At 72.2% G+C, this 14876-nt stretch carries 17 protein-coding genes; 11 read left to right on the top strand and 6 right to left on the bottom strand.

Annotation, left to right across the window (positions count from 1 at the left end; translation table 11 throughout):
- Positions 1–182: 182 nt before the first annotated feature.
- Entirely contained in the window at positions 183–836 is a 654-nt protein-coding gene (locus tag ABZ815_RS51975; RefSeq protein ID WP_357710783.1) for an NAD(P)H-binding protein, read from the bottom strand.
- Between the two features lie 113 nt (positions 837–949).
- Between ABZ815_RS51975 and ABZ815_RS51970 the strand changes: the two genes are divergently transcribed.
- The 3 genes from ABZ815_RS51970 (at position 950) to ABZ815_RS51960 (ending at position 3258) form a co-directional block, all read left to right on the top strand.
- Complete coding sequence (locus ABZ815_RS51970; RefSeq protein ID WP_357710781.1) at positions 950–1327, top strand: helix-turn-helix domain-containing protein; 378 nt, start codon at positions 950–952, stop codon at positions 1325–1327.
- Positions 1328–1466: 139 nt separating this feature from the next.
- On the top strand, positions 1467–2456 hold the full coding sequence (gene moaA / locus ABZ815_RS51965; RefSeq protein WP_357710779.1) for a GTP 3',8-cyclase MoaA: 990 nt from the start codon (positions 1467–1469) through the stop codon (positions 2454–2456).
- A gap of 1 nt (position 2457) precedes the next feature.
- On the top strand, positions 2458–3258 hold the full coding sequence (locus ABZ815_RS51960; protein WP_357710777.1) for an NTP transferase domain-containing protein: 801 nt from the start codon (positions 2458–2460) through the stop codon (positions 3256–3258).
- Positions 3259–3571: 313 nt separating this feature from the next.
- Here the strand turns inward: ABZ815_RS51960 and ABZ815_RS51955 are convergent, their stop codons facing one another.
- Positions 3572–3886, bottom strand: coding sequence for a DUF3099 domain-containing protein (locus ABZ815_RS51955; protein ID WP_357710775.1), 315 nt, complete (start codon positions 3884–3886; stop codon positions 3572–3574).
- Between the two features lie 99 nt (positions 3887–3985).
- On the opposite strand from ABZ815_RS51955, the gene ABZ815_RS51950 reads away from it, so the two are divergent.
- Positions 3986–4198 carry a dodecin gene (locus tag ABZ815_RS51950; RefSeq protein ID WP_357710772.1) on the top strand — a complete coding sequence of 71 codons (213 nt, stop codon included), beginning with the start codon at positions 3986–3988 and terminating at the stop codon, positions 4196–4198.
- 194 nt (positions 4199–4392) lie between these two features.
- Here ABZ815_RS51950 and ABZ815_RS51945 read toward each other — a convergent pair whose 3' ends face one another.
- Both ABZ815_RS51945 and ABZ815_RS51940 read right to left on the bottom strand, forming a co-directional pair.
- The gene (locus ABZ815_RS51945) at positions 4393–5751 is read right to left on the bottom strand and encodes a metallopeptidase TldD-related protein (protein ID WP_357710785.1); all 1359 of its coding nucleotides are present in this window, start codon (positions 5749–5751) and stop codon (positions 4393–4395) included.
- A gap of 14 nt (positions 5752–5765) precedes the next feature.
- Positions 5766–7259, bottom strand: a complete 1494-nt coding sequence (locus tag ABZ815_RS51940; protein WP_357710769.1) for a TldD/PmbA family protein — start codon at positions 7257–7259, stop codon at positions 5766–5768.
- 77 nt (positions 7260–7336) lie between these two features.
- On the opposite strand from ABZ815_RS51940, the gene ABZ815_RS51935 reads away from it, so the two are divergent.
- Positions 7337–8032 carry a beta-ketoacyl-ACP reductase gene (locus tag ABZ815_RS51935; protein WP_357710766.1) on the top strand — a complete coding sequence of 232 codons (696 nt, stop codon included), beginning with the start codon at positions 7337–7339 and terminating at the stop codon, positions 8030–8032.
- 1 nt (position 8033) lies between these two features.
- The gene (gene fabI, locus ABZ815_RS51930) at positions 8034–8798 is read left to right on the top strand and encodes an enoyl-ACP reductase FabI (protein ID WP_357710763.1); all 765 of its coding nucleotides are present in this window, start codon (positions 8034–8036) and stop codon (positions 8796–8798) included.
- A gap of 7 nt (positions 8799–8805) precedes the next feature.
- Here fabI and ABZ815_RS51925 read toward each other — a convergent pair whose 3' ends face one another.
- Entirely contained in the window at positions 8806–9672 is an 867-nt protein-coding gene (locus ABZ815_RS51925) for a hypothetical protein (protein ID WP_357710761.1), read from the bottom strand.
- Positions 9673–9796: 124 nt separating this feature from the next.
- A complete protein-coding gene (locus ABZ815_RS51920; RefSeq protein ID WP_357710759.1) occupies positions 9797–10744 on the bottom strand; it encodes an aldo/keto reductase in 948 nt (315 codons plus the stop codon).
- 145 nt (positions 10745–10889) lie between these two features.
- Between ABZ815_RS51920 and ABZ815_RS51915 the strand changes: the two genes are divergently transcribed.
- From ABZ815_RS51915 to mshC, 5 genes are read left to right on the top strand one after another with little or no spacing between them, the layout of a single operon-like run.
- The gene (locus ABZ815_RS51915) at positions 10890–11576 is read left to right on the top strand and encodes a histidine phosphatase family protein (protein WP_357710756.1); all 687 of its coding nucleotides are present in this window, start codon (positions 10890–10892) and stop codon (positions 11574–11576) included.
- 9 nt (positions 11577–11585) lie between these two features.
- Positions 11586–12134, top strand: coding sequence for a DUF3090 domain-containing protein (locus ABZ815_RS51910; RefSeq protein ID WP_357710753.1), 549 nt, complete (start codon positions 11586–11588; stop codon positions 12132–12134).
- Entirely contained in the window at positions 12131–12895 is a 765-nt protein-coding gene (locus ABZ815_RS51905; RefSeq protein WP_357710751.1) for an SCO1664 family protein, read from the top strand. Before ABZ815_RS51910 ends, ABZ815_RS51905 begins: the two co-directional genes overlap by 4 nt.
- Before the next feature lie 31 nt (positions 12896–12926).
- The gene (locus tag ABZ815_RS51900; RefSeq protein WP_357710747.1) at positions 12927–13583 is read left to right on the top strand and encodes an NRDE family protein; all 657 of its coding nucleotides are present in this window, start codon (positions 12927–12929) and stop codon (positions 13581–13583) included.
- A complete protein-coding gene (gene mshC, locus ABZ815_RS51895; protein WP_357710745.1) occupies positions 13580–14797 on the top strand; it encodes a cysteine--1-D-myo-inosityl 2-amino-2-deoxy-alpha-D-glucopyranoside ligase in 1218 nt (405 codons plus the stop codon). Before ABZ815_RS51900 ends, mshC begins: the two co-directional genes overlap by 4 nt.
- The last annotated feature ends 79 nt before the right edge of the window (positions 14798–14876 follow it).

The following is a 14876-nucleotide window of genomic DNA, read 5'->3' as shown; positions in this document are numbered from 1 at the left end:
GGGGGGTGGTGGGGGTTGTGGCGTGGGTTGCGGGCGCGCTCCTCCCGGTTTCGGGGCGCCCCGGCGCGCGGGGGCGGGCCCGCGGCGGCCCCCTTTCCCCCGGCGCCCCCCGCCCCCCGCCCCCCCCGGCGGACCCCCGGCCGCGTGCGGCCGGGCTTCCGGCATGTCCGGCCCCGGACGTCTCAGTAACCGACGGCGACCTGGACCCGGTGGTGCCGCGGCTGCTCGATCTCGTCCACCACCGCCGCGGCCAGATCGGCGTAGGAGAACGCGGGACCGCCCTCCTCGGCGGCCATGACCTGCTCCCCGCCGAACCGGTGACGCCCGCTGCGCTCCGCCAGGTCGTCGAGCACCACGGGCGGCGGCGCGATCACCACCCAGTCCAGCGCCCCGCCCTCCTCGCGCAGCACGTCCAGCTCGGCGGCGTGCCCGAGCGAGAACGTCCGGGCGTCCTCGGGGAAGCCCGGCGTGTCCACCAGCCGCGTCCCCGGCGCGACCTCCAGCAGGGTGCCGATGCCCAGCGCCACCAGCCGGGGCACGCCCGCCTTCGCCAGCCCGGCGGTCAGCGCCCGTGCCGCCGCCGTGTAGAACTCCGCCGACGGCACGTCCATCCGGGCGCCCGCCTGCACCGCCACGTCGTGCCCCGCCGAGACCGCCGCCACGCTCCCCAGGTCGGTCACGTCACCCGTGACCACACGGACGCCGTCGCCGGACGGCCCCGCGTACCGGGCGGGGTCGCGCACCACGGCCGTCACCTCGTGCCCCCGCTCCAGGGCCCGGGCGACCACCCGCGCGCCGGCCCGCCCGCCACCGCCGAAAACCACGATCCTGCTCATCGTCCAGCACTCCGTTCAGCGGCCGGCACACCCGGTCGCGCCCGGCAGACGGTAGACGCCCGGTGGTCACTTCCCGCAACGATAGTGACCCTCCGCCGCCTACCATGGACGCCATGGCCGAACCCCTTGACCCCGACATGTTCGCCGAATGCGTCCACGTCCCCCCCTTCCGGGTCGGCGACAAGTGGACCGCCAAGATCATCCACTGCCTGGAGCAGGGCCCGAGGCGCTTCACCGAGCTCCAGGTGCCGCTGCGCGGCATCACCCCGAAGGTCCTCACCGAGTCCCTGCGCGCGATGGAACGCGACGGCCTGCTCACCCGCACGCCCTACGCCGAGATCCCGCCCCGCGTCGAGTACGCGCTCACCCCCCTCGGCCGCAGCCTGCTGGCCCCCATGGCGGCCTGCTGCGAGTGGTCGAGGACACACCTGTCGGAGCTCATCGACGCCCGCGAGTCCTGGTACGCCGACCACGCCCTGCCCACCTCCTGACGAACCGCCGCGACCCGGCGGAATCGATCACGAGCGCGGCGCGTTGCCGCGAGGGCGAGGCGGTTTTGAGGGTCGCGCGACACCCGTCGTACTCTGGCTCTCTGGCTCTCTGGCGAAAACGGACAGGAGGTGACGCCCCATGTTGCGAGACTCGTTCGGACGGGTGGCCACGGATCTGCGGGTGTCCCTCACGGACAAGTGCAACCTGCGCTGCACGTACTGCATGCCGCCCGAAGGGCTCGACTGGCTGCCCACGGCGCAGCTGCTGACGGCCGACGAGATCGTCCGGCTGGTGCGCGTCGGCGTCGAGCGCCTGGGCATCACCGAGGTGCGCTACACCGGCGGCGAGCCGCTGCTGCGGCGCGAGCTGGTCGACATTGTCACCCGCACCACCGCCCTCGAACCGCGCCCCCAGGTGCTGCTGACCACCAACGGCATCGGCCTGGCCCGGGTGGCCGAGCCGCTGGCACGGGCCGGCCTCGACCGGGTCAACGTCTCGCTCGACACCCTCGACCCGGCCACGTTCAAGCGGCTGGCCCACCGCGACCGGCACGCCGACGTCATCGAGGGGCTGGCCGCCGCCGACGCGGCGGGCCTGCGCCCGGTGAAGGTCAACGCGGTCCTCATGCGCGGGGTCAACGACCACGAGGCCGTGCCGCTGCTGCGCTTCTGCCTGGCCCAGGGCTACGAGCTGCGCTTCATCGAGCAGATGCCGCTCGACGCCCAGCACGGCTGGACCCGCGAGGGCATGATCACCGCCGACGAGATCCTCGAACGCCTCTCGTCCGCCTTCGACCTGGCGCCCGACGACCTGGAGCAGCGCGGCAGCGCCCCGGCCGAGCGGTTCCTGGTCGACGGCGGCCCGGCCAGGGTCGGGGTGATCGGCTCGGTGACGCGCCCGTTCTGCGGGGCCTGTGACCGGGTCCGGCTCACCGCCGACGGCCAGGTGCGCAACTGCCTGTTCGCCACCGAGGAGTCCGACCTCAAGAGCGCCATGCGCGCGGGCGCCTCCGACGACGACCTGGCCGCCCGCTGGATCGCCGCGGTCTCGCGCAAGCGCGCCGGGCACGGCATCGACGACCCGTCCTTCCTCCAGCCGTCCAGGCCGATGTCGGCCATCGGCGGCTAGCGTGCCCGTCGACCCCTTCGACGCGGTGATCCTGGCCGGGGGAGCGGCCCGCCGCCTGGACGGCGCGGACAAACCCGGCCTGGCCGTCGGCGGCCGTCCGCTGGTCGAGCGGGTGGTCGCGGCGGCGTCCGGGGCGCGCCGCACGGTCGTCGTGGGCCCCCGCCGTGACCTGCCCGGGGTGCTCTTCACCCGGGAGGACCCGCCGGGCGGCGGGCCCGTCCCCGCGCTGGCCGCCGGGCTGCGCGAGGTCGACGCGCCGTGGCTGGTCCTGCTCGCCGGCGACCTGCCGTTCCTGACGGCGGCGCACGTGCGGGAGCTGCTGGCGGCGGCCCGTCCGGGCGCCGGGGCGGTCATGGTCGACGACGAGGGCCGCGAGCAGTGGCTCGTCGGCGCCTGGCCGGTGCCGGAGCTGCGGGCGTCCCTCGACGCCTACGCCGGGCGCTCGCTCAAGGGCCTGCTGGGCCCCCTGACCGGAACGCGGCTGGCCTCGCCCGGCCGGCCGTGGTTCGACTGCGACACGATGGACGACCTGAAGGAGGCTCGCATGAACGTACTCACCGAGTGGACCGCGCTGGTGTGCGGGGAACTGGGCGTCGACCCGGCCCGGGTTGACCGCGACCTGGTCCTCGACCTGACCAAGGAGGTCGCCCACGGGGTGGCCAGGCCCGCCGCGCCGCTCACCGCCTACCTGCTCGGGCTGGCCCAGGGGGCGGGCACCGCCCCTGAGGACGCCGCGGCCAAACTGATCACATTGGCGAAGAACTGGGAGCGGGCCACCACCGAGACGCTGACTGACGGCTGACACTCGAACGAACTCTTGAAGTCAAGCCGTCCCCTTCCTCAAGATTTCCTGTGAAATACGAGGAGGAGGGCGGTGTAAACGATTTCGGGAAAGCGGTCCTATCGGACTCCGGCCGACGCGAGGACTGATCGTCCAATGCAAAGGGCTGGCCAGGAAAAGGGCGACGCCGGGTGGTTACGGGGGCAAACCACCCGGCGTCGCTTCATCGGCGTTCCGACGGGGGCCCGGAACGCCGGCACCAGCACTCCGACGGGGGACCGGAGCGCTTGCCTAAAGCGTACACCTACAACCCATGGGATGCGTCAAGACTTAGTCACGACCCGATCTCGCGTCGATGCAGCGGTATCTCGGTTTGGTTAGCCTCGGGAGACTGAAAGGCAGGTGGCGGGGCGCCCTCGCCTCGCTCATTGGCCCCGATTACCGCAATGTATGGCAAAAACACGGCCCCGGCGATGAACACCAGCCGGAACGGCCACGGCAACGGCAGCACGACCGCCAGGATCAGGCAGATCGTCCGGATGCCCATCTTGATCAGGTAGGCGACCTCGCGCTTGCGGATGTCGGCCGTCAGTGAAGGTCTGGCGTCCGTGACCTGGTGAACGTCCTGCTTCTTGCGCCACCCCTTCATACCTTCCACGGTAGACCTCGTACGGGCAGGGCGCGACGGCGCGGCCGGGCGGCGGAGAGGGACATGCGATCATGGCCTTCGAGTAAGGAGGATGGGGAGATGACGGATCGAACGTATCGGGTCACTGAGATAGTCGGCACGTCGGGGGAGAGCCTTGACCAGGCCATTCGCAATGGCCTCCAGCGGGCCTCGCAGACCCTGCGCCACCTGGACTGGTTCGAGGTCACCGAGATCCGCGGCCATCTCGACGGCGGCGACATCGCGCACTACCAGGTGGGCATGAAGGTGGGCTTCCGCCTGGAGGACTCCTGACCGTCCCTGGAGCCTCCGCGGGCACGCGCGGAGGCCACTGACACCCGCCCCCGCCCGGGGGCCGTCCAGCGGCGCGCTGGGGGCCTCCCGGACGGCGGACCGCACGACGACGCCCGCCGTCCCGTCCGATCGCGGGGCGACGGGCGGGACGGCGGGCGCGGCGGGTTCGGGCGGCAGGTTCGGGCGGGTGGGCGTCAGCTCGCCTGGCTGACCGTCGACATGTTGAAGTCCGGCACCCGCACCGGCGGCATCACCGTGCGCTGGAAGTAGTCGTTCCACTCGCGGGGCAGCGTGCGCTCCGGCGCGCCCACCTCGGTGACGCGCCCCAGCAGGTCGACCGGGCTCTCGTTGAACCGGAAGTTGTTCACCTCGCCGACGACCTCGCCGTGCTCGACCAGGTAGACGCCGTCGCGGGTGAGGCCGGTGACCAGCAGCGTCTGCGGGTCGACCGCGCGGATGTACCACAGGCACGTGACGAGCAGCCCGCGCCGCGTGGAGGCGATCATCTCCTCCAGCGAGCGCGCGCCCTCCGCCGGGCCGGTCATGACGAGGTTGTCGATGCCGGGCGTCACCGGCAGCCCGCTCAGCCCGGCCGAGTGGCGCGTCTGGAGCAGCGCCTCCAGCCGGCCGTCCCTGATCCAGTCGGTCCGGCCCAGCGGCAGCCCGTTGTCGAACACCGAGCCGTCGCGGCTGGAGGTGTGCGCGGTGACGAACGGCGCGCACGAGATGCCCGCGGCCAGGGGATCGCTGGACAGCGTGATCGGCAGCGTGGCGAGCTGCTCGCCCACCCGCGTGCCGCCGCCCGGCCCGGAGAACACCGAGCGGCCGTCGAGCGCGTCCCTGGCCCCCGAGGACCAGTACAGGTAGATCATCAGGTCGGCCACCGCGCTGGGCGGCAGCAGCGTCTCGTAGCGGCCCGCGGGCAGGTCGACCCGGGTCTTGGCCCACTCCAGGCGCTGGGCCAGCGAGGCGCCGAGCGCGGCGACGTCGACGTCGGCGAAGTCCTCGGTGAACACGCCGGTCCAGGCCGACCGCTTCAGGTCGCCGGACTTGGCGTTGAGCTCCAGGCGGCCCGTCGGCTGGTCGTGGCGCAGCCGCACGCCGGTGGAGGTGCCGAGGAAGGTCGAGGTGAGGGAGTGCTCGGCGAAGCCGTAGAGCTTCCTGTCGCCGGCCTCGGCGGCCGAGAACGCCTCGCCGAGCGCGGGCGCGAACCTCTCGAACACCCCGATGTCGGTCGGCCGCACCTCGTCGTCCCAGCCGGCCGCGGCGGCGCCGCCCTCGACCAGCGGGCGGGCGTCCTCGGCCGGACGCGCCTCGCGCGCCGCCCGGTCGGCCGCCGCGACCACGTCGGCGAGCTGGTCGTCGCGCACCGACGAGCGCGAGACCACGCCCACGCCCTCGCCCGCGACCGAGATCACGGTCAGCCGGGACGAGCGGGCCACGCCGTTGGTGGTCAGCGTGTTGCCCGCGAAGCGCAGGTTGGCGGTGGACCCCTCGTCCACCAGCACCACGCAGCCGTCGTTCGCGGAGAGCTCCAGGGCCCTTTCCACCATCTCCTGCGGAGTAGTCACTTCCCGCCCTCCTGCACGGTGTTGAGCACGCGCACGCCCCTGAACAGCGCCGACGGGCATCCGTGGCTGACCGGCGCGACCTGCCCCGGCTGGCCCTTGCCGCAGTTGAAGGCGCCGCCCAGCACGTACGTGCCCGGCCCGCCGACCCCTTCCATCGACTGCCAGAAATCGGTCGTGGTGGCCTGGTAGGCGAAGTCTCTGACCTGCCCGGCCAGCTTCCCGTGCGAGATCTTGTACGCCCGCTGCCCGGTGAACTGGAAGTTGTAGCGCTGCATGTCGATCGACCAGCTCTTGTCGCCCACGATGTACAGGCCGCGCTCGACGCCCGCGATCAGCTCCTCGGTGGAGGGCCCGCCGGGCGCGGCGGCCAGCGACACGTTCGCCATGCGCTGGATCGGCATGTGGCCGGGGGAGTCGGCGAACGCGCACCCGTTGGAGCGGCCGAACCCCTTCATCAGCGCCATGCGCCGGTCGAGCTGGTAGCCCACCAGGACGCCGTCCTTGACGATGTCGAAGCTCTGGCCCCGCACGCCCTCGTCGTCGTAGCCGACCGTGGCCAGGCCGTGGGTGACCGTGCGGTCGCCGGTGACGTTCATCAGCGGCGAGCCGTAGACCAGCTCGCCGAGCTGGTCGAAGGTGGCGAAGCTGGTGCCGGCGTAGGCGGCCTCGTAGCCGAGGGCGCGGTCGAGCTCGGTGGCGTGGCCGATCGACTCGTGGATCGTCAGCCACAGGTTGGACGGGTCGATCACCAGGTCGTAGTCGCCCGCCTCCACCGACGGCGCGGCCAGCTTCTCGGCCAGCAGCTCCGGCAGGCGGGCCAGCTCGGCCGGCCAGTCCCAGCCCGTGCCGGTCAGGTACTCGTAGCCGCGGCCGACCGGCGGCGCGATCGTGGACATGTCGTCGAAGCCGCCCTCGTGCGCCTTCATCGCGTTGAGCGACGGATGCACGCGCACGCGCTGCTGCGTGGTCACGGTGCCCGAGCTGTCGGCGTAGAACTTCTGCTCCTTGACCTGCAGCAGCCGCGCCGAGACGTGGTCGGCGCCCTTGAGCAGCCCCGCCGACCACTCGGCCAGCAGCCCCACCTTGTCGGACGTGGGCACCTCGAACGGGTCGACGTCGTAGTCGGAGACCCACACCGCGTCGGCGTGCACCGGCTCCGGCGCCAGCTCGATGGGCTCCCGGTTGACGGGCGCGCTCACCTCGGCCACCCGCACCGCCTGCTCGGCCACGGCGGCGGCGGCCTGCGGGGTGAGGTGGATGCCGGCCGCGAACCCCCATGTGCCACCCTTGACGACACGGACCGCGTAGCCGAGGTCGTCGGCGTCGAGCGAGCCTTCGAGGCGGGCGTCGTACAGGCGCAGCGTCTCGGCCCTGACGCGTTCGAGCCGGAAGTCGGCGTGCTCGGCGCCGAGGTCGCGGGCGCGCTGCAAGGCGGCGTCCGCGAGCTGCCGCAGCGGCAGTTCCAGGAAATCGGGATCGATCTGGCGCATGTCCACGATCCTAACCCTGTGATCTTGTACCACCCGGACAAGCGGATACTCGCAAGTAAGAGATAGCGTCAGATGCCATGGCACGCTCTGTACTCGTCACCGGAGGCAATCGCGGCATAGGCCTCGCGATCGCCCGTGAACTCGCCGCGGCCGGCGACGCCGTCGCGGTCACCTACCGATCGGGGGAGCCGCCGGAGGGCCTGTTCGGCGTCCGCTGCGACGTCACCAGCACGGCCGAGGTGGAGGCCGCCTTCGACAAGGTGGAGGCCGAGCAGGGGCCGGTCGAGGTCCTCGTCTCCAACGCGGGCATCACCAAGGACACCCTGCTGGCGATGATGAAGGAGGAGACCTTCACCGACGTCATCGACGCCAACCTGACCGGGGCCTACCGCGTGGCCAAGCGCGCCATCAGGCCCATGATGAAGCTCAAGCGCGGCCGCATCATCCTCATCTCCTCGGTGGTCGGCCTGTCCGGCCAGGCGGGCCAGGCCAACTACGCCGCCTCCAAGGCCGGCCTGGTCGGCTTCGCCCGCTCCCTGGCCCGCGAGTACGGCTCGCGCAACATCACCGTCAACGTGGTCGCGCCCGGCTTCGTGGCCACCGACATGACGTCCGGCCTCGACCAGGAGGCCATCGTCAAGAACATCCCGCTCGGGCGGCAGGCCGCCCCCGCGGAGATCGCGCGCGTCGTCCGCTTCCTGGCCGGCGACGACGCCTCTTACATCACCGGGGCCGTGATCCCGGTCGACGGCGGACTCGGAATGGGGCACTGACGTGGGAATTCTCGAAGGCAAGCGGATCCTGGTGACCGGCGTGCTCACCGACGCCTCCATCGCCTTCTCGGTGGCCAAGCTGGCCCAGGAGGAGGGCGCCACGGTGGTGCTCACCGGGTTCGGCCGGCTGAGCCTGGTCGAGCGCATCGCCAAGCGGCTGCCGCAGACCCCGCCGGTGCTGGAGCTCGACGTCCAGGACACCGACCAGCTCGACACGCTGGCCTCCCGCGTCGGCGAGCACGTCGACGGGCTCGACGGCGTCGTGCACTCCATCGGGTTCGCGCCGCAGAGCGCCCTCGGCGGCAACTTCCTCAACACGCCGTGGGAGGACGTCGCCACCGCCCTGCAGGTCTCCACGTACTCGTTCAAGTCGCTGGCGGTGGCCTGCCTGCCGCTGATGAAGGAGGGCGGCGCGGTCGTCGGCCTCGACTTCGACGCCTCCAAGGCGTGGCCGGTCTACGACTGGATGGGCGTGGCCAAGGCGGGGCTGGAGTCGTGCAGCCGCTATCTCGCCCGCGACCTGGGCAAGCACAACATCCGGGTCAACCTGGTCTCGGCCGGGCCGCTGCGCACGATGGCCGCCAAGTCGATCCCGGGCTTCAAGGAGTTCGAGGAGAGCTGGCCGGAGCGCTCGCCGCTGGGCTGGGACCTCACCGACACGGTCCCGGCCGCCAAGGCGTGCGTGGCGCTCATGTCCGACTGGTTCCCCGCCACGACGGGCGAGATCGTCCACGTCGACGGCGGCGCCCACGCGATCGGCGGCTGAGCCCGCCTCACGCCAGGCGGTGCCTGCCGTTGTTGGCCGGGGCCGGCTCGAACGGGATCGTCTCGCTCGGCTCGGCCTGGTGCCGCCGCTGCTGCACGATCCGGGTGGCCAGCACCGCTGACCCCAGCAGGAGGATCGTCAGCACCGTGCCCAGCACGTCGCGAGCCGGCGGGCTGGGCCGCACCACCCGCTGGTCGCGCAGTGGCACGGCCAGCTCCCGTGCGAACGGGTTGGGCCACAACAACTCCACCCGCGAGTCGTCGGGATCGGCGGTCGGCTCCTCGGCGGTGACCGGCCGCTCGTCGTCCAGCGTGTAGGGCCTGTGCTGCGGCGGCGTGGGCGGCTGTGTCGGCAGCGGCGCGGTGTCCTGCTCGGTGCGCTCGCGGGGCCGGTCCCGGCGGCGCCCGGCCTCTGTGTCGGTCCCGGTCTCGGGCGAGGTCGTGGCGTGCGGCGCGAGCGTCTCGAGCACGCCCTGGTCGTCGCAGGCCAGCACCGGCAGGCAGACGTCCTTGAGGGCCTCGGGCACCAGGTCGTCGGTGGGGCTGGGGGAGGGCCGGGCCGAGCTGCCCGGTTTACTAGATTTGTCGGGTTTACCGGTTTTGCCGGTCGGTACGGCGTCGCCCACAGCGCCGAGCACCTCGTCGGTGGTGTCCTTGACGCCCTTGGTCACCGGCTCGGTCTTGCCGCCGGTCAGGTCGTCGACCGTGCCCGTGAGCGCGCCGACGACGTCGCACAGCGTGCTGGTCACGCCCGAGAGCAGGCCCCCGTCGCGTGAGCAGTCCTGGGCGGCGGCGGAAGCGGCGGGCGCCCCCACCGGGATCGCCCCCAGTGCCACCGCGAGCACCCCGGCCGAGATCGCGGTCCTGCTCCCCATCCGTCCCCTCCTGTGTCGCTTCAGGAGGAAATCCTTATGGACAAGGCCCGTCAGACGCAGGCTTTTTCCCGGTAAAGTTGCGATTCGGTATCGACTAGTGATACGCGAGATGGATTCTCGTTCGTCAGTCGAGCGACGACACGTCATCGAGTGCCTCCCGGATCTCGATCGGGAGCACGACGTCCTCGGCCGACAGGATGCCCTTCAGTTGCGTGTGCGTACGGGCGCCGACGATCGCCGAGGCGATCCCCGGCTGGTCGCGCACCCATGACAGCGCCACCGCCAGCGGCGAGACGCCGAGCCCGTCGGCGGCGGTCGTGACCGACTCGACCACGCTGCGGCCGCGCTCGTCGAGATAGGGCCGGACGAAGTCGGCGAAGTGCGGCGTCGCGGCGCGGGAGTCGGCCGGGATGCCGGTGCGGTACTTGCCGGTCAGCACGCCCCTGCCGAGCGGCGACCAGGCCAGCACCCCGACGTCGAGGTGGGCGGCGGCGGGCAGCAGCTCGCGTTCGGGCTCGCGGGCCAGCAGGGAGTACTCCACCTGGGCCGAGGTGATCGGGATGCGGCCGGGGACCGACTTCTGGGTGACCGCGGCGGCGGCGAGCTGCCAGCCCGCGTAGTCGCACACCCCGGCGTAGACGGCCCGGCCCGAGGAGACGATCGCGTCGAGGGCGGCCAGGGTCTCCTCCAGCGGCACCTCGGCGTCGTAGGTGTGGAGCTGCCACAGGTCGACGTAGTCGAGGCCGAGCCGGTTGAGCGACTCGTCGACGGCGGCGATCAGGTGGCGCCTGGAGGCGTCGCGCGGCCGGCGGCCGGTCGGCGTGACCACGGCCTTGGTCGAGATCACCAGCTCCGAGCGCGGCACCGAGTCGCGCAGCATGCGGCCGAGCAGCCGCTCGGAGTCGCCGCCGGTGTAGACGTCGGCCGTGTCGACGAGGGTGCCGCCCGCCTCGACGAACGAACGGAGCTGGGCGGCCGCCTCCTCCGGGTCGGTGTCACGGCCCCAGGTCATCGTGCCGAGCCCCAGCCGGGACACCGACAGGCCGCTGCGGCCGACATAGCGCTGCTCCATGATCCCGCCAGGTTACCAAGAACGGGCCCGCCCGCCAGTCAGCCGCTCCAATGTCCTGCCTGGTGAGGACCGTGGCGGTGGCTGTATGTGAAGATTTCTCGCAGGTGTGTGAAACATGGTGATCCGCGCCTGCGACACTTGCAGTGTGACCACCCTTCTGCTGGCCCGCCACGGGCTGACCGACCTCACCGGGCCGGTGCTGGCCGGGCGCACCCCGGGGGTGCACCTGAGCGAGGCCGGCCGGGCGCAGGCCGAGGCGCTGGCCGGGCGCATCGCCGGGGTCCGGCTCGACGCCGTCGTCTCCAGCCCGCTCGAACGGTGCCGCGAGACCGCCGAGGCCGTCGCGAAGGGGCGCGGCGCGGACGTACGGATCGACGAGCGGCTGATCGAGTGCGGCTACGGCACCTGGACGGGCCGCCCGCTCAAGGAGCTCGCCCAGGAGCCGCTGTGGCAGACCGTCCAGGCGCACCCGAGTGCGGTGACATTTCCGGAAGGGGAGTCGCTGGCCGATATGCAACATCGAGCGGTCGCGGCCGTCCGGGAGTGGAATCAACGCCTCGGGTTGAAGGGTGTCTACCTGGCGTGCACCCACGGAGACGTCATCAAGGCGATCGTGGCCGACGCTCTGGGGCTGCACCTCGATCATTTTCAGCGGATAACAGCCGATCCTGCGGCCCTCACAGTCATTCGCTATGCCCCCCTGCGTCCCTTTGTTCTCAGGATTAACGATATGGGGGAATTGCGGTTGCCTGAGGATTCGGAGGAGAAAGACGGGGGAGAAAACATCACCGGGAGCGATGCCGCCGTCGGCGGTGGACCCGGGACCACGTAAGGTCAGGCTATGCCGGTCTTCGACTACGACCCACCGGAGAGGTTCGTCGCCGGCGCCCTGGGGCAGCCGGGCGCGCGGGTCTTTTTTCTGCAGGCCAGGGCCGAGGGCAGACTGACCACCGTGGCGCTGGAGAAGCTGCAGGTCGCTGCGCTCGCGGGCAGGCTCGACGAGCTGCTCGACGAGGTGCTTCGGCTCAGCGGGGGCACCGCGCACGTGCCCGCGCTCGCCCCGGCCGACCTGACCGACGACGCCCCCCTCGACGTGCCGGTCTCGGAGGACTTCCGGGTCGGCACCATGGCGCTGGCCTGGGACGCCGACAACTCCCAGGTGGTGATCGAGGCGCAGGAGGTCATCGACGAGGAGGACCTCGACGGCCCCGACCCGGCCGTGCTGCGCGTGCGGATCAGCGCGGGGGCGGCGCGCGCCTTCACCCGGAGGGCGCTCGAGATCGTGGCGGCGGGGCGGCCTCCCTGTCCCCTGTGCGGGCAGCCGCTCGACGCCGAAGGCCATGTCTGCGTCCGACTCAACGGCTACCGCGGGGGTGAGGCGGCTTCATGACCGCTCCTGAGAGCGAACCGGCCGTCAAGCCGCAACAAGCGCCGATCATGCAGGAGGAGGAGGCGCTCACCCTGCTGCGCGACGGGCGCCTGGAGGTGGCCGGCCGCCTGGTCGAGGCCACCAACATGACCCTCTACTGCTCGATCAAGCTCGGCGGCCGCAGCGCCGCCTGCGTCTACAAGCCCGTACGCGGCGAGCGCCCCCTGTGGGACTTCCCCGACGGCACCCTGGCCGCCCGTGAGGTGGCCGCCTACGAGGTCTCCCAGGCCACCGGCTGGCGCATCGTGCCGCCGACCGTCTATCGCGAGGGCCCGTTCGGGCCCGGCATGTGCCAGCTCTGGATCGACACCGAGCGCGAGATCGACCTGATGCGCCTGGTCAAGAGCCGCAACCCGGTGGTGCGCCGGATGGCGGTGTTCGACGCGATCGTCAACAACGCCGACCGCAAGGGCGGTCACCTGCTGCCGCTGCCGACCGGGCACGTCTACGGGGTCGACCACGGCGTCTGCTTCTCGGCCGAGGACAAACTGCGTACCGTGCTGTGGCAGTGGCGGGGCAAGCCGCTGGCGCGCGAGGCCGTGGCGGTGCTGGCCAAGCTGGAGCGCGACCTGGAGTCCGGCTCGCTGGGCCGCCGGCTGCGCGAGCTGCTCACGCTGGCCGAGGTGGAGGCCACCTGGCGACGGGTCAGGCGGCTGCTGGACACCGGCGTCCACCCGTATCCCTCGGAGGGGTGGCCCGCCGTTCCCTGGCCCCCGATCTGACGAGTCCCGGGGGTTTTATACCCTTTGCCGCATGTGCACGCTGATCGTGAGAACCGGGGAGCCGCTGACCCTCATGGGCGTGCGGGACGAGCTCACCGACCGCCCCTGGGAGGCGCCGGGGGAGCACTGGCCCGAGCATCCCGGGGTGATCGGCGGCCGTGACCTCAAGGGAGGCGGCACCTGGATGGCCGTCTCCCCGTCCGCCGGCCGGGCCGCCGCCCTCCTCAACGGCCACGGTAGGCAGGCTCCCGAGACCACCAGGATCTCCCGCGGCGACCTGGCCCTGATCGCGGTGTCCACGGGCGGCGCCCCGGACGTCGACCTGACCCGCTACGACCCCTTCCACCTCGTGCTCGCCGACCTGTCCGGCGTCCGCCTGTTCAGCTGGGACGGCGACCGCCGCACCGACTCCCGGCTGCCCGAGGGCACCAGCATGGTCGTCAACACCGGCCTCGACCCCGGCGCCGACCGCGTACGTGAGCACCTGCCGCGCTTCGCGGGCGCGGCCGACTGGGCGGAGCTGATCACCGGCGCGCACTCCGACCGGCCGGGCGCCCTCCTGGTCCGGCACACGCTGCCCGACGGCCGCGTCCACGCCTCCCTCTCGGTGATGCGGGTCACCCTGGGGCAGGACGACACCGCCTACGAGTTCACGGACCTTACGGCACGGATAGGCTCAAAGGCATGAGATCGTGGTCTGCCCAGAACATCCCCAAGCTCCCAGGTGAGAGCGTTCCGCTGCGTCTCTTCGACACGACGACCAAGCAGGTGAGGCAGACCGATCCCGGCCCCACCGCCAGGATGTACGTCTGCGGCATCACCCCCTACGACGCCACCCATCTCGGCCACGCCAACACCTACCATGCCTTCGACCTGGTGGGCCGGATGTGGCGGGACGCCGGCCACGAGGTCCACTACACCCAGAACGCCACCGACGTGGACGACCCGCTGCTGGAGCGGGCCGCCCAGACCGGCGTCGACTGGCAGGAGCTGGCCGAGCGCGAGATCGAGCTGTTCCGCACCGACATGGAGGCCCTGCGCATCCTGCCGCCGCGCGAGTACGTGGGCGTCACCGAGGTCGTGGGCCACGTCGCCGACCTGATCACCGAGCTGGCCGCCAAGGGCTGCACCTACGACCTCGACGGCGACGTCTACTTCAAGGTGGCCGACGCCCCCAAGTTCGGCCAGGTGTCCGGCTACGACGAGGCCGAGATGCTGGCCCTGTCCGCCGAGCGCGGCGGCGACCCCGACCGGCCGGGCAAGCGGCACCCGCTCGACTGGCTGCTGTGGCGGGCCGAGCGGCCGGGCGAGCCGGCCTGGGAGTCGAGCCTCGGGCGTGGGCGTCCCGGCTGGCACATCGAGTGCACCGCGATCGCGCTGCGCAACCTGGGCGCCGGCTACGACGTGGCCGGGGGCGGCTCCGACCTGATCTTCCCGCACCACGAGTGCGGCGCGTCCGAGGGGCACGCGGCGACGGGGGAGTGGCCGTTCGCCAAGTTCTACACGCACGCGGGCATGGTGGCGCTCGACGGCGAGAAGATGTCGAAGTCCAAGGGCAACCTGGTGTTCGTCAGCCGGCTGCGGCAGGTGCACGACCCGATGGCCATCCGGCTCGTCCTGCTGGCCCACCACTACCGGGAGGACTGGGAGTACACGCCCGACCAGCTCGCCGCCGCCGAGCGCCGGCTCGGGCTGTGGCGCTCGGCCGTCGCTCTGGAGGGCGCGCCGCGCGCCGAGGAGCTGCTGGCCACGGTACGCGAGCGGATGGCCGACGACCTCGACTCGCCGGGCGCGCTGGCCGCGATCGACGCCTGGGCCGAACGGGCGCTGGCCGAGGGCGGGCCGCAGGAGCCGGGCCTGGTCAAGGACCTGACCGACGCCCTGCTCGGCATCGCCCTCTGACCGACCGCCCGCCGGCCGCCGGTGGCGAGCGGGGGTGTGGTGGACATGGTCGTGGGGGGGGGGGGGGGGGGCGGCGCCC

It is taken from the genome of Nonomuraea sp. NPDC047529 (genome assembly GCF_040642995.1).
Classification (GTDB): domain Bacteria; phylum Actinomycetota; class Actinomycetes; order Streptosporangiales; family Streptosporangiaceae; genus Nonomuraea.
The sequence above is the reverse complement of the archived record's forward strand: the minus strand, read 5'-3'. Positions and strand labels throughout refer to the sequence as shown.